The following is a 20,239-nucleotide window of genomic DNA, read 5'->3' as shown; positions in this document are numbered from 1 at the left end:
TTATGGGGCCCTCAGAGGACCGGCCGCTTCTCGCGCCCAGAAAGCGATAGCAGACATGCAACTAGGTGGTACAAAAGTCTCTAGCGTGACCCTTTCGAGACATTTGCGTGCGGCATTTGCGTCTCGAAAGCGGTTCTTCAGTGCTACCAGCACCAACGACCGTCTGCGGTCGTTCAGAACATGGGTTACCGTCTCTAAACCGGATATTGGACCGGGCAGCCGCCGGAATTGATCGAATGGAGGTGATCGCATGTCAGGAGGCGTTCAAAAACGACCTACGACCGCGATCTTCATCGCGGCCGTTTTCATGGTGTCATTCCCGGCTATGCTGACAAGTTCTTTATGATCGGCAGCTTGCGGATCGTCTTGCCCGTCGCCGCCCGTAGCGCGTTGGCGACGGCCGGGCCGATCGGCGGCACACCCGGCTCGCCAACGCCCGTGGGCGGCTCGTCGGACGGCACAATGTGCACCTCTACGCGCGGCATCTGCTCGATCCTGAGCGGCATATAGGTGTCGTAGTTCTCTTGGTCTACGACACCGCCCGTTAGGGTCAGCTCCTCCTGGAGGATCGCGCCTAGCCCGAAGCCGATACCGCCCTCCATCTGAGCGCGGATCTGGTCAGGATTTATCGCGGTGCCGCAATCTACCGCGCAGACGACGCGGTCGACTTTGAAATCATTTCCATCGTTGAAGGTGATCTCGACCACCTCGGCGACATAAGTCGAGAGGCTTTCATGCAGGGCCACGCCGCGGAAACGGCCTTCCGGCAGAGGCTTGTCCCAGCCTGCCTTCTCAGCAGCCAATTTCAGCACGCCGGCATGCCGTGGATGGTGACCGAGCATCGACAAGCGGAAGTCGACCGGATCACGGTTCGCAGCGGCGGCGAGCTCATCGATCAGGGTTTCCATTGCGTAAGCGGTGTGGGTGGAGCCTACCGAACGCCACCACAGCACTGGGATGTTCACGTCCGTGGTGGTCAGCTCGACCTTCAGGTTCGGGATCGCATAGGGCAGGTTGGTGGCGCCCTCTACGGAGGTCGGATCGATGCCGTTCTCGATCATCGCCGCAAAGGGCGAACCGCCCGCGATCGATTGGCCCACGATGTGGTCATGGAGAGCGACGACATTGCCTTCCTTGTCGAGCCCCGCCTCGACTGCGTGCACATAGGCCGGCCGGTACCGCCCACCCCGCATGTCGTTCTCGCGGGTCCACTGCACCTTCACTGGCTTGCCGGGTCCCAGTGCACGCGCTGTGGAAACAGCTTCGATAATGAGATCTGCGTCCGAGACCGCTCGGCGGCCGAAGCTGCCGCCGGTCTTCATCACGTGCAGCCTCACCTTGTCCGGCGTGGTGCCGCCTACTTGAGCGGCAGCCGCCTGATAAAGGTCGGGCATCTGGTGTCCGCCCCAGACGTCGATGGTGCCGTCTTCGTTGATTCGGGCGGCCGCGTTGAGTGGCTCGATCGAAGCATGGACAAGATAGGGGAATTCGTAGTGCCCTTGGATGACTTTCTCAGCACTGGCCAACGCTGCGGGAGTGTTACCGTCGTCCCGCGCGGTGGCCGCGCCGGGATCGTCTGCTGCCTTAGTGTATTCGGCCATGATCTCGGCCGTGCCGCGCCTTTCGGCCTTCTCTTCGTTCCAGGTCACCTCCACGAGATCGCGGCCCTTGAGCGCCGTCCACATGTCCCTGCCGACCACGGCAATGCCGCGCGGCGTCTGGACGACATCGACAATGCCGTCGAGTGCCTTGGCCTTGGAGGCGTAGAAGCTCTCGATCTCAGCGCCGAACTTCGGCGGATGGATCATAACGGCCGTATTGAGTCCATCCATCTTGAGGTCGATCGTGTAGGTCTGCGCGCCATTGGTCTTGCCGGCGGAATCGTAGCGCTTGAGGCTGTCCGATCCGATCTGGGCCCACTTGTCGCGCGGCTTTAGCGGCACGTCGTCGGGAACCGGCATTCCCGCTGCGGCTTCAGCCAGGTCACCGAAGCGCGCCTGCATCCCTGAGGCGTGCGACACGACCCCGGAAGCGACTGTGATCTCGCCGGCTGGCACGTCCCACCGCTGCGCCGCGGCCGCCACCAGCATGGCCCGTGCGGCAGCACCGGCCTTGCGATAGCGCTCCCACGACGAGCTCATCGACGTGGAGCCACCGGTTCCCTGCGCGGCCCCGCCCCAGGCGAGATTGCCGTAGAGCGCGGTATTGCCATATCCGCCGACCACGTGGACCTGCGCCCAGGCGCCGTCGAGCTCTTCCATAACCAGGGTGGCGATGCCGAAATAGGAGCCTTGTCCCATCTCGAACTGCGACGAGTGGATGACGATTCGGTTCTCCGGTGTGATCTCGACATAGGTCTGGAAGGGGTTCGCCTGGACCGCTGCAGGCGTCGTTTGTGCGTTGGCGGGCGCGGCCATCATTAGCCGGTAGCCCACGGCGAGGCCCGCGGTGGTGACGGCCGTGCCGAGGAGGAACTGGCGGCGCGTGGGCCCCACGGCATTATGCTTCGGGAGAAACTGCAACATGCCTCAAGTCTCCAGCCGGTTGGCGGTCTCGTGGATGGCCGCGCGGATGCGATGATAGGTGGCGCAGCGGCAGAGATTGCCGCTCATCGCCGAATCAATATCATCGTCCGTCGGCTTCGGCGTCTCTGTCAGGAGGGCCACGGCCGACATGATCTGGCCAGACTGGCAATAGCCGCATTGAGGTACGTCGAACTCGGCCCACACGGCCTGGACCGTTTCGCCGATCTTGCCCGACACGCCCTCAATGGTGGTGATCGAGGCTCCTTCGATGTCGCCGACTGCGGTCTGGCACGAGCGCGTCGGCATGCCGTTAACGTGAACCGTGCAAGCGCCGCACTGGGCAAGGCCGCAACCGAATTTCGTTCCTGTGAGTCCGATGCCGTCACGGATCGCCCAGAGCAGCGGCATCTCTGGATCGACGTCGAGTGTTCGCGCCTCGCCATTGAGGGTAAAAGCGACCATGGCTTGCTCTCCTTGTCCTGAGCTGGCTATCTCGTTGCGCCTCCGCCCGGCTAGAAACCGGACTCTTCTTGCTGAGGCATAGCGACCACAGACTAGGATCGCGCAGCTCGAGCAACAAGCCGCTAGCTCGCAATCGCGAGATCGTGAAGTGGCTCGTGTCGAAAGGCTAGAGGCAACTGAATGTCATTTTTGGGCCGACCGGCCGGTCAGTTTCCGGCTCGATGACCTGGTTGGCAGTCATTCCGCTTCTAAGCCTAAACCCCAGAGATGAACTGTAGCAGCATCATAAAAGACGACATCAAGCGGCGATTTTTCGTTGCGCTGCACCGCTAGCTCGTTCGCGTGGTTCATGATCCGCTGGTTATCCGCGGATGCTGGTTCACCATAGATGCCAACACAGAGCTTGCGAAACTTGCCACGCGCTACGCGGTTAAGGAATGTGGTCGTCATTCGTAGCGAGCGAATGGCCGAAAATGAAGAAGCAATGACTGGCGGTCTTCACATTCGCGGTGAACTGCTTGAAGCCTTGGTACAGGTAGGCATTGTGACGGATCTTCGCCTTCTTCTGGGCGCTGGTCCCTTCCGCCACGAACAGCGGATAGGCGTTGCCATTGATCGCCTCGCGCGCCTGCTCCACAAGAGGGACGCCCTTTCGCACCCAAGTGTATTTCTTGAGTTCAGACCCTGGGTCGAAAAGTGCAAGGCGCATGGAGGAAGTGGAGCGGGCGTCATGCGCGCCGACCTCACCCTGCCGCACCACGTATTCCGCGTTGGGATCATCCTCATCATTTCCGAAGCCGTCATCCGCGCAGGCGATGCTGAAGCCATTGCCCAGAAGCAAATGGCGCCTAGCCCATGTCGCGGAGTCGGCGATCGCGGCTTCGAATGTCATCAGCGGGTTCTGCCTGTTTTCATCGCCATTGCGCCGCCATCTACGTGCGCCAATAAACAGGTAGCCAGCTGAGTGTAACTTAACTACTTGCGTTAAGTCGCGTTGACAAGGCGGAATTATTGGCTAAGTAATAGGCCAATGGACATCGACTTCGCAGACCCGCGCCTGGCGCTGATTGAGACGGAAGCCGCAGCGGACACCCGCTTGCCCGTCGCCGTCATCCAGACCGCGCGTCAACGCCTTAGCATCATGCGAGCAGCGCCCGACGCGCGCACGCTGCACAACTGGAAGAGTCTTGGATTGAAGCCACGCGCTGGATCGGCGGAGCACTTCGTGGTGCTCTCGCCGCAATGGTCGATAGTGGTCAAAATCATAGAAAAGAACAGCATCATGACGGTGGTCGTGACAGCAATGGCAGAGCATCTGCGCGGGGTGGCATGACGGGGAACAGCAATCAGGTGGCCATCGAGCCACCGGGCACGTTCATCAAGATGGAACTGGAAGCGCGTGGATGGTCGCAGCGCGATCTCGCCTTCATTCTTGGCCAGACCGAGCAGCAGCTCAATCCGCTCTTGTCCGGCAAGCGTGGCATCACCCCCGATATGGCGCGCCTGCTCGGCGACACGTTCAATACGTCGCCGGAGTTCTTCTTGAGCCTTCAGGGACGTTATGACCTGCAGAATTCCAAGGAGCCGGATCCGGCGGTGAAGACTCGGGCCGGGCTGCAGGCTCATTTCCCCGTACGCGACATGATCCGGCGCGGTTGGATTCAGGACGGCGAAGCATCCCTGCTCCAGCTCCAAATGTCTCGCTTCTTCGAAGCAGCCAATGACGATAGGCTGGGTGACATCGCATTCGCTGCGAAGCGCACGCATTATGATGCTGCGCCGCCGCATCAACTCGCGTGGGTGTTTCGAGTACGCCAGCTTGCCAGACAGATGGAGGTCGAAACTTTTTCGACCGAAGAGCTCCGTGCACTTCTGCCCAAATTGCGCAGCTTGATGGTCGATCCCGAGGCGGTCGCCTCGGTGCCAAGCCTTTTGGCGGGCTGCGGAGTACGCTTTGTCGTCGTCGAGGTTCTGCCCAACGCCAAGATTGATGGGGTCTGTACCTGGCTTGACGATGCGTCCCCCGTGATCGGTATGTCTACGCTGTACGATAGGCTCGACAACTTCTGGTTCGTTCTACGGCATGAGATCGAGCATGTGCTGCAGGGTCATGGCAAACAATCGATCGGAATGCTCGATCACCTGACGGGCGAGAGCGCCAATGATGCAAACGGAGCGGCGGACGAAGAGACTGTTGCCAACACTGCGGCCGCCGACTTCTGCGTCCCGTCAGCGAAGATGTCATCCTTCTATGCCCGCAAGCATCCCTATTTCTCGGAGCGCGACGTTGTCGGCTTCGCGGCGCTAATGGCCGTCCACCCCGCGATCGTGGTTGGCCAGCTCCAGAAGCGAATGAAACGCTTCGATTATCTGCGCAAGTATCAGGTTTCGGTCCGCAGGCATCTGCTCAAGGAGGCCATCGCCGATGGCTGGGGCAATGTGGCCGAAGCACAGCTTTAGGGATAGGATCTACACGTGGCGACCTTCAGCGAACAGATGCAGGCGATCTTCGGACGCTATACCGAGGAAGTAAGTACGGACCCCGTTTCGCTGGATGAGGTCGCGGCCTGGGCGATCGAGCGCGGGCTTTACAGGCCCGCCCCGCGCGACATCGTGAAAATCTGTCGCGACGCTTTGGCGGACAGCCTGCGCCAGGAGAAGCGTGTCGATGAGAAAGGGCGCAAGTATCGCGCCAAACATTCGATCCGTACCTGGATCGAAGGCCAGCAGCTGAGCCTGTGGGCTGATATCGACACGGCGCCACGCTCCTTCTTAGAAAAGTCTTTCGGTCAGCGTCGTAAATCGATCGCGGACGACTGTTTCCAAATCAAGCAGGACGTCGACCACTTCAATGACGAGCATCCGGACGAAGAGCCCATTCAGATGATCATCGACTTCACGGATGACGTTGCTGAGATGGAAGCCGCTGTGCTGCAGGATACTGGAGACGAAGAGGCTGCGTAAGCCGCCTGACCGGCGAATCCCACAATCAGCCGTCCCGAGATGGCTAGGCCGCGAACCCGAACGAACGAGGGCTGCATCTTCAGCATCAATCCGGACGCTCATTCGATCCGCGAGCTCGACCACATGCATTGGGGTGTCGAGATGGCGCGCAAGGGCGGTGTGCCTGCGAGGAGGGTCCTGAACGCGATGCGTTTGAACCCTCCTTGCGCATCTCGCACGGCGCAGGCAAACGTCCTAACCTGATTGTGCGCCCGGCCTATCAGTGCAGGAGTCCGTCATTCTCAAAATCTTCCCAGCCGCGCAAACTGGAGTGCGAGTTCTCATCGGGGCCATGGCCAACTGAAGCTGCAGTTCCGCGACCGCTTCTTTGAGCACGTTTCATAGCGGCCTTTCCCGCGGCTCGCCGCCTATTGTCTGCAGCTGTCGCTGCGTCCTGTTCGCGCCAGACCGTAACCAGGTCGCGATCACGCACATCCTCCACGTGCTGCGGGTCGAACACGTGAAAGGTGATGTTCCTTGCCCGCCCGCGGAGTTTCACCGTTTTCGTCCCGGCGCTCTGCAAGCGACCATCTTTCAGCCAGCGGTGCCGTTCGGCCGTCGAGATCGTCAGAATGTCCTCGATTTCACGGGGGATTACGGGCAGGTCTTCGATATTCTGCAGTGCTTTGGATACGATCCCGAATACCACCTGCACATCATTCTCGGCGCCCTCAGACAGTCGCAGGGTAAGCACGTGGGACTCGATATGGAGTTGAAGGCGCCGCACACCACCGTCATCCCGCTCTGCTTCGCCTGCCATGAGGAGTTTCGTCGCATCGCGAGGCGAGCGTGGGAGGCGAAATGCGGGCAGTCACGCGGACATGTCTCTTCGAGTGAGAGGGCAGTTGTCACAGATCTGACGGTCGCGGTATGAATGCCGTCGGCTTTAGGAGGTTCGGGTGGCAGAAATAAGAAATCTTTGGCGCGTGAGTTTTCTCGAAGACGAAATCCCTCCCTTTCACTGCCCAACGTGTGGTCGCGGCAATCTTAACATGATCGAAAACGGCTTGACCGCGATAAGACCTCTTTACGCTGCCCCGGAAGGTGGGGGTTACTCGCCCGACGAGGACCGGGGTCGGTTCACCCTTGTGCTGAAGTGCGGCGTGCGAACCTGCGGTGAAATCGTGTCGGCGGTTGGGACCTACCAGGCTGAGGAAGTTCACAAACCGAACGGTACTTTTGCAGAAAGGCGACTCCGGCCGACCTTCATGTATCCGGGTCCTTCCCTTTGCGAAGTGCCCGACAATACCCCAGAAGCGGTCAGAGAAGCGCTTCAGCAGAGTTTCAGCCTGTTCTGGGCCGACTTGGGGGCCACAGCCAACAAACTGCGTGTAGCGGCCGAGCGGGCGCTAAACGATCAAGGGGTTAAGCAGTACAACCGAACGGGCAAGCGGGTTCCTCTGACGTTCGCCAAACGTATCGAGCTATACTCGCAAACCAACGCCGGACACAAAGAGGTTCTGGATGCCCTGCGTTGGGTCGGGAACCATGGGAGTCATTCCGGAGAGGTTGCCAGGGATGACGTCCTGACTGCGTTTGAGCTGATGCAGTTAGCGCTGCAGGACCTTTACGGCAGTCACTACAAGAAAGACCTCGCAAGGCGAGGCCGGGACCTGGTTGCCAGACGGGGTAAGCCTAAGCGCATCAAGGCCTAGAATGTTGCTGCAAGGCTATTTTGACGACAGCGGAAGCCACGGCGGAGACGGCCTATACGTCCTCGGTGGCTTTCTCGCGCCCGATGTAAGCTGGGCGCGGTTCAGCGCTGAGTGGCAACAGGCGCTCGCGAAAGAGCCTGCCATCGACTACTTCAAGATGAGCGAGGCCATATCGCTACGCGGGCAGTTCGAACGTTGGCCGGCTGCGCTGCGCGATCAGAAAGTTTTCGAGCTGGCGGAAGTTGCCGAAAAGCACGCGGTCGCGCGTATATCGGCGATGGTCTACAAGCAGGACTTCGACGCTCATATCAAAGGGGCGTCGCCGTGGCGCGAACTCGATAGCCCCTACTTTCTGCTCTACAACCAGGTAGTCGTTCTAACGGTCAACTTCATCCGCGAATTGGGTAAGCGCTCCCTGGATATCAGCGGAACAACCGTCGAGTTCATTTTCGACGACCAAGGCTTGCTCGGAGAGGATGCGGTGAGTTGGTGGGAAGTGCTGAAACAGGCGCTCGCACCTGAGCAGGTGCAACTTCTCGTTCAGCAGCCTTCGTTCGGCTCGGACAAGCGCCAGCTTCCGCTTCAAGCGGCCGACCTACTAGCCTGGTCAGTTCGGCATGTCGTAGAGGGCGGGGAGGCGTCCGTGCTTACGGGCGCTGTGGTTCAAAGGCTCAAGCGTGTTCCGCCCTATGGCGGTTTCGTCAGCGCCGACCAGATGCGGGATTCTCTGCCGGAGCTGGCCGCGATTAGCGAGCCGTATTGGCCACGCTAGGAAATGGCGGCCGTTAGCCATTGGACGCCGCTGCAGCTTTCTCTGATTCTTTTGCGGCAGCGGCTCGTTGTCCGGAGCGGGGAAGATCGTCTGAATCTCGTTGCCGGTATCCGCTCGCGGCCTTTCGCCATCGAGCCACTGATGCAGACCGTGACGAACCCGACTCCGATTCGGAGGCTGAGACCATGAAGTCCTCCTTTTCTTCGTAGCCGAAGCGGCATCCGAAGCGCCTGCCGTAGTCCTTGATGTTACCTCGGCACCGACCTCCTTATCGGGCCAGCAGACTGTCAGCTTACAGGAGTCAGAGAGCGACGAGCTAACGGCTGGAATTGAGGCGCAAAGCGAGCATTGGCGACACGCGGAACATAGGTCTGCTGCGGGTCATGAATACCGGTTCCGGCGAACGTCCGCTATCCGGGAGCAAAATCAGGCTGCGAATGTCTGCCTAGGGTCAGGAACGCTGGTTGCGGTGAACGTCGCCTATCGGGCAGCGAAATGGGCTGATGAAGGGCGGCTTAGGGTCATGATTTCCGGTTCATCGCCGCTGCAATGACCGATGAGTCACAGACGCTGCATTTCGCGCTAGACCGCAGCTGCGGTATTCTCGATCATACGCTCAGCCATCGTATTCGCACCTCGTTGCCGCCGTTCGCCGCACCTATCGATCGAAGGCCTTCCAGCCTCGCGATAGCCGCGCTATGTGGCTGCACACAACCTGACGACGAACAGGAGCAAGATTGGACATAGAAGCCAGCACAAGATCGCCCTCCCCCTGTCCTTGCTCGTTTTTATGCGAAAACAATCAAACTGAGTGCTGCGGGGATAGCGAGGTCGATTTGGCCCACTTCAGAGCGAAGTCGGCCATATGCCATTGATATATTTTGGTGGGCCCTGAGCTTGCTTGGAAAGTCAGAAATATCAAAGGCTTATTCGACAGTGGTACTGTGTTGCGTTACTATGCTCTCCGGTCTTTTCCGGTTGATTTGTCCCACCCCTGATGCCGATTGCGGTCATTCGCCGCTGCCTTGGTCAATTCCCGATTCCACAAGCATCCGGTCCTGAGTGGGCAGACGGCCTTCCTAGTGGTAATTAGTCAGCGACACGTTGACCGTTCTCGTCATGCGCGGGTGAAATCTACGTTCGACCATATACGTCGTCGAAGCGAACGATATCATCCTCGCCGAGATAATCGCCGCTCTGCACTTCAATGATCACCAGGTCAATTCTGCCTGGGTTCTCCAGCCGATGCTTATGGCCGCAGGGGATGTAGGCTGATTCGTTTGTCGCCAGGAACAACTCCTGCTCGCCATTGACGATTTTCGCGGAGCCGCTGACCACGACCCAGTGCTCCGAACGATGATAGTGCATCTGCAGGCTCAGCCGCCGACCGGGCTTCACCTCGATGCGTTTGATCTTGAAGCGCTCGCCTTCCTCAAGAACCGTGTAGGTACCCCACGGCCGGTGTACCGTGCTGTGGACCAGGTGAGCTTCATGTCCTGAAGCCTTGAGGCCCTCGAACAGCTTCTTGACGTCCTGAACGCGGTCGCGGGATGCGACAAGCAAAGCGTCCGGGGAATCGACGATTACCAGATCGCTGACACCGACCGTGCCGATGACGCGCTTGTCGGAGCTCACATAGCTGCCGGTCGTGTCGACCATATGCACATCGCCGCGTATCCTGTTCCCGCTTTCGTCGGGGGCGATCAAATCGGCCATTGCGTTCCAGGATCCGATGTCATTCCAATCCATGTCGCAGGCAACCACGGCAAGTTTGTTCGTCTTCTCCATGACAGCGTGGTCGAGGGAGATTCGCGGGGCGGAGCCGAAATGCTCAGGCGCGAGTTCGATTTTGGCAAAGCCTTCGCCTTGACTGAAGCGGCCGTTCTCGTAGCTGTCGGAGACGGCCTGGATCACCGCGGGGCAATGCGATGCCATCTCGTCGAGCATGGTTTGTGCGCTAAAGCAGAAAATGCCGGCGTTCCAGAAGAAGCGCTTGGACGCGACATAGGCTTTGGCTGTGTCCAGATCCGGTTTTTCAACGAAACGGACGACTTTCTCACCATCCGCTTCGATATAGCCGAATGCCGTGTCCGGTCTGGTTGGGGTGATGCCCAATGTGGCGATCCGCCCGAGCTTCGCATGTTCGATGGCCCGGCACATGACGTCTAAAAATGCAGGCAGGTTGCCAACCATGTGATCGGCTGGGAAGACGCATAGAATCGCGTCAGGGCCTTGCGTTGCCTTGGCATGGATGGCGGCTGCCGCAACGGCTGCGGCCGTATCCCGACCTTCAGGCTCGAGCAGAAAGGTGCGTGGCAGGACCACGGAATCTAGTTCGTCGAACTCGTCCTTAGTAAGGAAGAGGTGTTCCCCAGATGTCACGGCGACGAGTTCCACTACGCCGTTTATCGAACCGACGCGCAACACAGTGTGCTGCATCAGTGAATGCCCGTCTGCCACTTTGAGGAAAGGTTTAGGGTGCGATTGCCTTGAGGCGGGCCATAGCCGCGATCCGGCTCCGCCGCTGATGATGACGGGAACCACTTTCATATAACAACCTCGATTTCGTCTCTGGAGTGATTGCCCGCGCCCTTTCGAGCGTTAGCGTCACGATCGCCGTCGCTCTGGCTTCGTCTGGGGGCTCCGAGTAACAGCGAAGTTCTGGCGCGTTGCCGAACGGCCTCAGATGACGACGCTATCGGTATCGTACGACGCTTCCATGGCCTCGATGAGAAATGGACATTCAACTATGCCTGTTGGTTGCATCCGCCGAATTGTGCAGGTGGCGGGTCTTAACTGAGACCAGAAATTCTTTGGCTGTCTTCTATCAAAATCAAACGACTTGGCTCCTTCAGATCGAACTCAATTACGCGTGGTACGAAAAGGCGTGCATATCGTGTAAAGGCGCTCGTCGGAGGAAACCGAATTACGGTATCGCAGCGCCCGAGAAGATACATCTCAACGAGGGCGGAAATTGCGCCGTCCATTCCAAGTGCTGCAGTGTGTAAGGGGCCGTCTTGATCGGATCGGAAATGCTTGGGGACGGTGAGAAGATCGGGAAACCTGGCCGACAGGTGATCCAGGATTTGCGCGCTGTCCGTGCACAAGAACAGCCGCACAGGCTTGGGGTGCGGCAACGCTTTAGCCTTATCAACCGCAGTGCACACTTGTCGAACGGCGAACTCCGGATCGGCCCAGTAGGGCGCATGCTCCATGATGTCTTCACCGTTACCATGTCGAACATGAACCCCGATGATGCTGTGCCCCTCAAAACATTCTTGGTAAATGGCATCTATGCGTGTTTGAATTTCAGACCGAGGCTTGACACTCTGGAAGACCTGCCGCTCGGCATCCTCATCGCAGCGCCACATCAAGCAAGCGTCACACACTACTGTGTTCGCTTCGACATCCTGTTCGGCCTGAAAGAGCTCGCCCAACTCGTCGCGCTCTTGGAAAATCTGCTCATCTGGGCGGTAAAGGCAGTCGATCGCTGGCCTATTCCACCACTCCGGGAAGAATGGACCCGGGAAGGAAAAGTCGTTTATCCGGTCGTCGCAAATAGCCGGTACGCCAGCGATGTCATTGATCGGTTCGAAGAACACCGGAAAGGCGTTTGTGAAGGGTTGGTCGAGATAGCAGGACCCGCGCCAGTCGACGGCTAGCGTTCGTCCCGACCGCTGAGCGTAGCGCCAAGCGGCCGCCAGCGACCACAGACAATCACCGAACCCCGTACGCCTCTGAGAGACGACGAACCTGCGCTTTACCAATCCACTGACCTGCATTTTCGGAAATCTCGTTTCAGAGACGAGGTTGCATCTGGCTTGGGATCTCTTAATCGATACTAGTCGACCGTTACGCCGGGCGATTTGGTAGAGGCTGCGCGTGGGGCAGAAGAGCTCCCTCAGCACTGCCTATCCTTATCTCTGTGACGCTCGCAAATCTTAACGCCGGGTACACTCGCTTCCGGTTTAAATTCAGCGTTCTCTAATGCGCCAGGCGACATGTGTAAAATTGATTGCGTGAATGTGGCCCATCCATGTGATGGATACTAAGGCGTTCCTTGACCATGAGCCTCTACTGACGTGGGGCCGCGCTTTGCTAAGCGAAACAGCCGGTCGAGGCAGTCCACAAACTCCCTTTTTCAAGTCCAATTCTTAACTGCCTCAACGTAACATGCCATTTGCGGGGCGTTTCCTGAAGGACGGATGTGCAGAACCCGCCAGCCGTCGAATGTGAGGCGCAGGCCATCCGCGTCATTTATGGCCATCACGCTTCCGGTCCCAGCGAAAGATGCGACGGCGCCCTCTGACGCTTTCAAGTGCGCCAACATGGCGCAACTCGTGTCGACCGGATAGCTTTCGATCCGGCCGGACTGAGCGACTGGCACGCGATGCTGTGCGACGACGGCCGAGAGAGGAATTTTGGCGTCTGCAGCCATGTGGAGGATCGTTCCGACGGTTCTGCGGGTTCTCGGTGTCGGAGCCGACACCTGTGCGAACCCGCTTTCGTCCGTTTTCAAGGCCGTTGAGGTTCATGACCCTGTTGTTCGCCGAGATCACCCGCCAGCTCAGCGATCCAGGTGAAGACCGGCACGCCTGTCGATGCGGCGATCATCGCCTCGGCCAGCGAAGACGATGAAGAGGGCGATTGGGTCAAGCACAAGGGCCGACCAGCGTTTCAATGCTTCAAAGCCCATGTCGGTGCCTACGCCGATACGGCCCTTGTCGAGGAGATCGCCGTCACGGCGCCCACACCGAGGACGGCAACGCCGTTCCTGATGCTCTGCCCGACAATCCCGGCGAAGTGTTTGCCGACAGCGCCTACCGAGGCAATCATCTCGGCGACGCGGTGCGCGCCAAGGGTGGAAGGCCGCGCATCGTCGCAACCGCTGTGGGGGCGCGACGAGGCCGAAAGCTCGACGCCTGGAACCAACCGATCCACAGAATTTGTACTCGGATCGAGAAGATCTTCGGCACCTGTAGCCGGATGCGATGGCGAGGGCTGGCAAAGGCGGCCGTTCAAATTCGCCGCACTGCGATCGCCTACAGTATGAAACACAGTTTGATGGTCGCCTCGTCCCCCCATCGTTGAAGCCCAGCTACCGTTTTCGGGCTAGCGCGCCCGAAATTCCTTGGAGGTCAATACGAAATGCCCTACCCGGCTTTTCGCCGCCGTCTCAAATGTGCGGTTCGCCCAAAGCCCCCCGACTGCCACGAACTTTGTCTTCGCGCGGAGCGAAACCTCGCGCCCACGACTTTGTGCCGCCGATGTGCCGCGCTGCCCTGTCAAACAATCCATTTTATGGATGCACCTCATCCAAACAATCGATTTCACTGATCAAAACAATTTCCATTAGAAGACGCTGAAGCCGGCAATGATTAAGATTACTTGGTTAGCGCAAGAGAGCGGTAAGGTGGAGTTGTCGGCTTGGACCCACATGCCCGCCATTTTATCTGGGAATGGCTACGTGCCCTGTGGCGCAGGGCAAGACGATTCTACTGGCCACCCACTTCGTGGAAGAAGCGGAGCGGCTATGCAACCGACCTGCGTGCTTGAGAACGGACGTGCGTCCTCACTCGCTGATTGATGAGCAAATCGGGTGCGACGTGACTGAAATCTATGTCGCTCACCCCGTGAGCTGAGTTCGGCACTCAGGCCGCATGTGCGACTTAGGCAGGTTAGCGGCGAGACTCTGTTTTGCTATGCCTCCAAGCAGGAGCAGGTGTGCTCGCTGGCTGACACTGTCAATGACGAGCTCCGCGCCGCATCTGTCGAAATCCTACCATAGGGTATGGGGCGGGCCGCAGTTTGCTGGCGGTGTGGCGAGCCGGAGTCGAAACTTCAACTATAATAGAGCAGGAAGAAAATGGGCGAGAACAGGAAAGTTGCTCTGGTTACGGGCATAACGGGACAGGATGGTGCCTATCTTACCCGTCTTCTGCTGGAAAAAGGCTACGTCGTTCATGGGATTAAGCGACGTTCCTCTTCCTTCAACACGGGTCGCATCGAAGACATCTACCAAGACCCGCACGATCCCGATCCGCGCCTAATTTTGCATTACGGTGACCTCACTGATGCGACTAATCTCATCCGAGTAGTTCAGGAATCCCAGCCAGACGAGATTTACAACTTGGCCGCTCAGAGCCATGTCCAGGTGTCGTTCGAAACGCCGGAATACACAGCAAACGCCGACGGTATCGGAACATTGCGACTTCTTGAGGCGATCCGCCTCCTCGGTCTGAAGGACAAGACCCGCTTCTATCAGGCCTCGACTTCAGAGCTCTACGGCCTCGTGCAATCCGTACCGCAGAACGAAACAACGCCCTTTTATCCGCGCAGCCCTTACGCCGCCGCCAAGCTCTACGCCTACTGGATCGTGGTCAACTATCGCGAGGCCTATGGTATCCATGCTTCCAACGGCATTCTCTTCAATCATGAAAGCCCACTGCGCGGCGAAACTTTTGTGACGCGCAAGATCACCCGCGCCGCCGCTGCTATCTACCTCGGCAAGCAGGACAAGCTTTATCTCGGCAATCTGGATGCTCAACGCGATTGGGGCCATGCGCGTGAGTACGTGCGTGGTATGTGGATGATGATGCAGCAGGATCAACCGGATGATTACGTGCTGGCGACGGGCAAGACGACCCCTGTCCGCCAATTCGTCGAATGGGTTTTCGAAGATGTTGGCGTCGAGCTCGAATGGCGTGGTGAGGGAGTCGACGAAAAGGGCTATGATGTCGAGACCGGCAGATGCCTAGTCCAGGTAGACCCACGCTACTTCCGCCCCACGGAAGTCGATCTTCTCCTGGGCGATGCCACCAAGGCGAAGGAGAAGCTCGGCTGGGTGCATGAGACATCCGTGCGCGAGCTCGCCGCGGAAATGGTGCGGGAAGACCTCAAGGTCATGCAGACATCGGTAATCATGAAGGAAGCATAATGTACGATCTGAAGGGAAAAGCCGTGTGGGTCGCGGGCCACAAGCATGGTGGGCAGCGCTGTTGTAGGCCGCCTCGCGTCTGAAGACTGCAAAGTTATGGCCGCCCTGACGTTTCCCCCAATTTTATCCAGTCGTGAGTTCGTTTCCGGGGGTGGATTTGCCCTGATGGCCGGTGGACGCGACGGGTGCTGGCGCGGAGCGTTTCACGTTGCGCAGCGCGAGCGACCGTCGCGGGTTGAAGGTCGATGCACATTCGTTGGGTGTCTGCCATCCGATGTGCGAGTGCGGACGCGCGCCGTTGTAATCGGCGCGCCATACATTGAGCCTCGCGCGGGCCTGGGCCAGGGACGTGAACCGCGTCTCGTTGAGGAGTTCATCCCGAAGGGGGCCGGAGCCAGCGGGCTTGATTGGGATGGCCCGCGCGGACGGTCAAGGCTGCGCCGGCCGACCATGGCGGAGGGACCACCTCGGTCAACGGCACGGCCCGATGACGGCGTGCCGATGTACCACAACATACGGCGAGATAGAGCCTTCCGGCGTCGCGGAAAAAAAGCCCGCCGGTTTGAGCCAGCGGGCAAGTTCTGGAGTGGCTGAGATCAACCCAGCATCAGTCAACGACCGGCGGAAGGGTTGGTTGCAGTGGATGCCAGCTAGCCGCAGCATGCTGTGAATCGTAGCAAAGTGAAAAACAAAACTCTGGACTTCTAGGTCGGACTCGCCCCAATATTTGTTTGGGGGATTCACATGAAAATTGGAGCACTCATCGCAAGTGCAGCCCTGTGCGTCAGCGGCTGCTCTACGAGCGCTGTCGTGTCGGACAGCGATCTCACGGCAATGAATACCGTTGCGCTATGTCACGTTCTCGCCAGCAGCACGGACGAACAGTATCGTAGCAGGGTAGCGGCCCTTCTAGTGCGCAGGGGCGCAACAGCAGAGAGGTGCACCAGGCTTGTGCAAACCGACAATGCTGTCGCGACAGGCATAGCGATCGCGGCTGTCGGCGGCGCAGCTGTGGGTGTCGCTGCCAACAACGGCTATGGAGGCGGAACATATTACCGGCCACCGCCACCACAAACCTATGGCGTCGCGTGGGACCAATTCTATGGCCAGAACTACAGCGTTATCTGGCGCTGCCGCGACCGGTCCACCGGGCGGTTCCTTGACGATTACTATTGCGCCGGCCTGCCCATGGTCGACAGCGCATGGCCGGGCTGGTCGGCGTAGCGGATGAGCAGGCCATACCGCAAATATCGATCCAATCGGTGGCAGAGACCCACCGGTGCCAAGCTGTGGCGGCGCCAACTTGCGAGCGTGCCGGCAATGCTCGGTCTTACGGCAGCGGCGGCGGTGGCCGCCTTCCTGGCGCCGTCGGGCGCGCAACGTAGCGACGATGCATCAAAGGCCAGCCCACGAAGGGCGGCGCCCGCCTCGCTTACCGGTGTCGCTTCCGTCATTGACGGCGATACGATCGAAATCCACGGCCAGCGCGTCCGCTTCAACGGCATCGACGCGCCAGAGAGCCGGCAGCTGTGCCGCGATGCGAATGGCGCCGAGTATCCTTGCGGCCGGCGATCGGCCGAAGCGCTGGACACTTTCCTGGCCGCGTCGAGGCCGCTCGAATGCACATTCGTGACGTGGGACCGCTACCACCGCTTTGTCGGCGATTGTCGGCGCGCCGACGGCGCGGGCGTGGCCGCCTGGATGGTCAAGCACGGCCAGGCGCTGGATTGGCCTAACTACAGCCAGGGCGCCTATGCGGGGCAGCAGGCGCAAGCCCAAGCCTCAAAGATCGGCCTGTGGGCCGGGACGTTTCAGGCACCCTGGGAATGGCGCGCTGCGCACGCCGACGCCGCGGCGCCGTCGAGTCGCCCGCTGGGCATCATCAGCCGTAAGCTGGTCGCGCAGAGCGGCTATTCTTGCGAGCCGCGGAGAACGTGCAAGCAGATCGGTTCCTGCGACGAAGCCAACTGGTACCTGCAAAACTGCTCATGGGGCGGAAAACTCGATCGCGACAAGGATGGGATCGCATGCGAAACACTCTGCTAGCTAAAATGTAACGGAGTAAGCGCGCTACGGCCTGTTCGGCTTTCCGCTTACACCGATCCAACGAAGACCATGCATGGGCGGCGCGGTCTGCTAGACCCATTTTTTGACGAGGTATTCTATATCTGAAGGGCAGAAAAAGTTGTTGCGGCAATAGAGAGAAGACGCCTTAACTAAGACTTTCAAAATCGTTAACATAGTTATTTTTCAGTGTATGCTGACAGGCGATCAAGGCGTGATGTTGCCCTGTCGGGGGGCGAGTAAAATGCAGACTGTGATGAGTCAAAAGCTGGCAAGCTATGGCCAGTGGACCTACCGTGGTGCCTGGGCCCTAGAGATTGCGGCCGCAGCGATTGGTCTTACGACAGGTGTAGCATTAGGTGTACAAGCGTTTTCTGCAAGCGAGTCTGTCACTGCAATGGACTTGACGCTCGCCAGTGCACCCTTTCTCATGGTGGCAATCGCGGAGCTCACCAAGATACCGATAGCTACACTGCTTTTCAGCGCGTCTTGGCTCTGGAAGCCCATAATCTTGGTCTTCCTCCTGATTCTTGCAGGCATCACTTTCGAAACTGTCTTTATGGGGATGGAGAGGGCAGGCGCATTGCGCTCAAGGCGTTCTTCAGACGGCGGCTCGAGGAAAGCTATCCGTATCTCATCTTGGACGCGCGCTATGGACGGGCTCGCGAGGCGGGCGTGATCGCCAGCCAGGCGGTGCTGGTGGCGATCGGCGTGGATTGGGAGGGCCGGCGCCAGGTTCTGGGCGTGAGCCACTTGTCAAAGAAAGTGGCTCGCAAAATTCCACGAACCTTGGGGTTAGCGGTCGCCTCATCCAGCCGCATCGTCGCCTCGCTCACCGTCGAGGCCGAGAAAGAGTGGCCGCACAATTCCTCCGTCACCGCCTTCACCTTGCGGGTCGAGACGCCCTGCACGTACATCTCGACCAGCGCCGACACCAATGCCTTCTCCGAACGCTGGTAGCGCTCAAACAACTCCGTCGAGAACCGGCCAGCCCGATCCTGCGAAACGCGAAGCTCCAGCACCCCGACCCGCGTCACCAGCTTGCGCTCGTAATAGCCGGACCGGTAACTCGTCCGCTCCGCCGTCCGCTCGCCTTTCTCGGCCCCGATCGCCTCCGTCATCTCGGCTTCAAGAACCTCCTGCACGACACTCTGCAATGCCTGGCGAAAGCCGTCCTCATCCGACAACAGCAACGCTTTCAACTCGCCTCTGCTCAGTCTAACGTCTCGATTGGTCATGGCACTTCCCCTTCCACGGGAATCGGTGATCGCAACGTCACCACCGTGCCATGGCCGCTCGCCCCTCAGAGCAAGCGCCGTCCTCTCTCCAAAACTTTTTGCAGAACCTTCAGCACATCTGTGGACGCCCCCGTGAGCGCAAGAAGAATCTTCGAAAAGGCAGTATAGCGGCGCGTAGTCGGGTGCTGACATCTGTCCGGCCTCTGATGCGGCCTTCCATTTGCCGCCGGCCCGTATGGGAGTTCGCCGATCGGATCCATATCACTACCGCGCGCTCGAAGCGCTCTGTGCTGAACTGGTTTTTCCGATCCGTCTCTCATCGACTGTCGCGCCATACCTCTCCGTGTGACCTTCCTACACCTGCGACGACCTCAGACCGAGCTGCTATGCTGCCACGGCCGGAGCCCTGTAGGTCCCACCTCTTGCCATGAGCGCCCAGACGATGCGGGCCATCTTGTTGGCAAGAGCGACGACCACAAGCATTGGCGGCTTGCGGGCGAGCATGCGCCCAAGCCACGATCCTTCCCGAATGCCTCGCCGACGAGCATGCCGCACGACAGCGCTCGCTCCGATGATAAGCAGGCGCCGCAAAGTACGCTCGCCCATCTTCGATGTTGCACCGAGCTTCTGTTTACCGCCGGTTGAGCGTTGCAGCGGCGTCAGGCCCAGCCAAGCGGCGAAGTCGCGCCCCTTTCGGAAGATTGCGGCGCAAGGCGCCAGTGCAACCAGAGCCGTTGCCGTTATCGGACCAACGCCGGGGATTGTTGCCAACCGCCGCACGTCTTCATCCTCTCGGGCACGCCGTGCAATCTCGGCATCGAGCTGCTTGATCCTTTCCTCCAGCGATCTCAGCGTATCGACCAGCATGGTGAGGGCCAGGCGGGCTGCTTCTCGCAGATCGCCCTCAGGATCCTCTACCTTTTCCATCAGCTTGGCGGTGTGAGAAGGGCCCTGGGCAACGACCAGTCCATATTCTGCGAGATGGCCGCGCAAGGCGTTGATCGTCTGAGTGCGCTGCCGCACCAGCAGATCACGAGCCCGGAATACGGCCGCACTCGCCTGCTCCTCCTCACTCTTCACGGCGACAAAGCGCATGGTCGGCCGCTGCGCGGCCTCGCAGATCGCCTCGGCATCGGCGGCGTCGTTCTTCTGCCGCTTCACGAAAGGCTTCACATAGGATGGCGGGATCAGACGAACGGTGTGCCCGAGCTTGCCGATCTCGCGCGCCCAGTGATGCGCCCCAGAACAGGCCTCCATGGCGACCAAGCAGGCCGGCTGCCCAGCGAGAAACGCAAGCACCTTGTCGCGTCGCAGTTGCTTGCGGAAAACAATGGCGCCCGCCGCATCGGCTCCATGCGCCTGAAACACATTCTTCGCTAGGTCCAACCCGATCGTGTTAACTTCCATTGTGGACGCTCCCTCTCTTACGGTGGCTGTCAAACACCACCATTCTGGCACATCGATGCCGTCGAGGGGGCGTCCACATGGGGTAATCGCGGGAGCGACGCGCCCTGGAACCGATCATAGCCTTGGAGGGTGGCTGTTCCCCGATAAGATGAAATACGGGCTCACGACTGGACGCC

Annotated in this window: 15 protein-coding genes and 4 pseudogenes; 10 read left to right on the top strand and 9 right to left on the bottom strand. The window is 59.5% G+C overall.

All coding sequences use genetic code 11. The features are described from left to right. Window positions 1-323: 323 nt before the first annotated feature. From NKH05_RS13380 to NKH05_RS13370, 3 genes are all read right to left on the bottom strand, one after another. Entirely contained in the window at window positions 324-2,525 is a 2,202-nt protein-coding gene (locus NKH05_RS13380) for a xanthine dehydrogenase family protein molybdopterin-binding subunit (RefSeq protein ID WP_353025543.1), read from the bottom strand. Between the two features lie 3 nt (window positions 2,526-2,528). Then, window positions 2,529-2,987, bottom strand: coding sequence for a (2Fe-2S)-binding protein (locus NKH05_RS13375; RefSeq protein ID WP_352467057.1), 459 nt, complete (start codon window positions 2,985-2,987; stop codon window positions 2,529-2,531). A gap of 430 nt (window positions 2,988-3,417) precedes the next feature. Beyond that, on the bottom strand, window positions 3,418-3,879 hold the full coding sequence (locus NKH05_RS13370; RefSeq protein WP_353025541.1) for a DUF4917 family protein: 462 nt from the start codon (window positions 3,877-3,879) through the stop codon (window positions 3,418-3,420). 138 nt (window positions 3,880-4,017) lie between these two features. Between NKH05_RS13370 and NKH05_RS13365 the strand changes: the two genes are divergently transcribed. The 3 genes from NKH05_RS13365 to NKH05_RS13355 are packed head-to-tail and all read left to right on the top strand — an operon-like array spanning window position 4,018 to window position 5,951. Beyond that, the gene (locus tag NKH05_RS13365; protein WP_353025539.1) at window positions 4,018-4,320 is read left to right on the top strand and encodes a hypothetical protein; all 303 of its coding nucleotides are present in this window, start codon (window positions 4,018-4,020) and stop codon (window positions 4,318-4,320) included. Next, window positions 4,317-5,447 (top strand): helix-turn-helix domain-containing protein, encoded by a 1,131-nt coding sequence (locus NKH05_RS13360; RefSeq protein WP_353025537.1) that lies wholly within the window; start codon window positions 4,317-4,319, stop codon window positions 5,445-5,447. The genes NKH05_RS13365 and NKH05_RS13360 overlap by 4 nt, the downstream gene beginning before the upstream one ends. Window positions 5,448-5,462: 15 nt before the next feature. Further along, window positions 5,463-5,951, top strand: coding sequence for a hypothetical protein (locus tag NKH05_RS13355; RefSeq protein WP_353025535.1), 489 nt, complete (start codon window positions 5,463-5,465; stop codon window positions 5,949-5,951). Between the two features lie 259 nt (window positions 5,952-6,210). Here the strand turns inward: NKH05_RS13355 and NKH05_RS13350 are convergent, their stop codons facing one another. Next, window positions 6,211-6,750, bottom strand: a complete 540-nt coding sequence (locus NKH05_RS13350; protein WP_353025533.1) for a hypothetical protein — start codon at window positions 6,748-6,750, stop codon at window positions 6,211-6,213. Window positions 6,751-6,889: 139 nt separating this feature from the next. Between NKH05_RS13350 and NKH05_RS13345 the strand changes: the two genes are divergently transcribed. Continuing rightward, a complete protein-coding gene (locus NKH05_RS13345; protein WP_353025531.1) occupies window positions 6,890-7,645 on the top strand; it encodes a DUF4145 domain-containing protein in 756 nt (251 codons plus the stop codon). 1 nt (window position 7,646) lies between these two features. After that, complete coding sequence (locus NKH05_RS13340; RefSeq protein ID WP_353025530.1) at window positions 7,647-8,417, top strand: DUF3800 domain-containing protein; 771 nt, start codon at window positions 7,647-7,649, stop codon at window positions 8,415-8,417. A gap of 1,134 nt (window positions 8,418-9,551) precedes the next feature. Here the strand turns inward: NKH05_RS13340 and NKH05_RS13335 are convergent. Both NKH05_RS13335 and NKH05_RS13330 read right to left on the bottom strand, forming a co-directional pair. Then, window positions 9,552-10,967 carry a mannose-1-phosphate guanylyltransferase/mannose-6-phosphate isomerase gene (locus NKH05_RS13335; RefSeq protein ID WP_353025528.1) on the bottom strand — a complete coding sequence of 472 codons (1,416 nt, stop codon included), beginning with the start codon at window positions 10,965-10,967 and terminating at the stop codon, window positions 9,552-9,554. Window positions 10,968-11,209: 242 nt separating this feature from the next. After that, window positions 11,210-12,199 (bottom strand): nodulation protein NodZ, encoded by a 990-nt coding sequence (locus NKH05_RS13330; protein WP_353025526.1) that lies wholly within the window; start codon window positions 12,197-12,199, stop codon window positions 11,210-11,212. Between the two features lie 1,642 nt (window positions 12,200-13,841). Here NKH05_RS13330 and NKH05_RS13325 point away from each other — a divergent pair. Together NKH05_RS13325 and gmd are read left to right on the top strand one after the other, a co-directional pair. Beyond that, window positions 13,842-14,142, top strand: a pseudogene (locus NKH05_RS13325) (nodulation factor ABC transporter ATP-binding protein NodI); the annotation flags it as partial. Window positions 14,143-14,283: 141 nt separating this feature from the next. Beyond that, the gene (gene gmd, locus NKH05_RS13320; RefSeq protein ID WP_023718702.1) at window positions 14,284-15,354 is read left to right on the top strand and encodes a GDP-mannose 4,6-dehydratase; all 1,071 of its coding nucleotides are present in this window, start codon (window positions 14,284-14,286) and stop codon (window positions 15,352-15,354) included. Between the two features lie 123 nt (window positions 15,355-15,477). Here gmd and NKH05_RS13315 read toward each other — a convergent pair. Further along, window positions 15,478-15,747, bottom strand: a pseudogene (locus NKH05_RS13315) (integrase core domain-containing protein); the annotation flags it as partial. Window positions 15,748-16,305: 558 nt separating this feature from the next. Here NKH05_RS13315 and NKH05_RS13310 point away from each other — a divergent pair. The 3 genes and pseudogenes from NKH05_RS13310 to NKH05_RS13300 all read left to right on the top strand — a co-directional run. Further along, window positions 16,306-16,578 carry a hypothetical protein gene (locus NKH05_RS13310; protein ID WP_023680062.1) on the top strand — a complete coding sequence of 91 codons (273 nt, stop codon included), beginning with the start codon at window positions 16,306-16,308 and terminating at the stop codon, window positions 16,576-16,578. A 123-nt stretch (window positions 16,579-16,701) separates the two neighbouring features. Continuing rightward, on the top strand, window positions 16,702-17,400 hold the full coding sequence (locus NKH05_RS13305) for a thermonuclease family protein (RefSeq protein WP_353025524.1): 699 nt from the start codon (window positions 16,702-16,704) through the stop codon (window positions 17,398-17,400). 603 nt (window positions 17,401-18,003) lie between these two features. Further along, window positions 18,004-18,165: pseudogene (locus NKH05_RS13300) on the top strand (transposase); the annotation flags it as partial. 56 nt (window positions 18,166-18,221) lie between these two features. On the opposite strand, the pseudogene NKH05_RS13295 reads toward NKH05_RS13300, so the two are convergent. Then, window positions 18,222-18,656 (bottom strand): annotated as a pseudogene (locus tag NKH05_RS13295) (transposase); the annotation flags it as partial. A gap of 384 nt (window positions 18,657-19,040) precedes the next feature. Then, window positions 19,041-20,063, bottom strand: a complete 1,023-nt coding sequence (locus NKH05_RS13290) for an IS110 family RNA-guided transposase (protein WP_353025522.1) — start codon at window positions 20,061-20,063, stop codon at window positions 19,041-19,043. Window positions 20,064-20,239 lie beyond the last annotated feature (176 nt).

The organism is Mesorhizobium sp. M1399, assembly GCF_040317735.1.
GTDB lineage: Bacteria > Pseudomonadota > Alphaproteobacteria > Rhizobiales > Rhizobiaceae > Mesorhizobium.
Note: the sequence above shows the minus strand (reverse complement) of the source record. Positions and strands in the feature narration are given on the sequence as shown.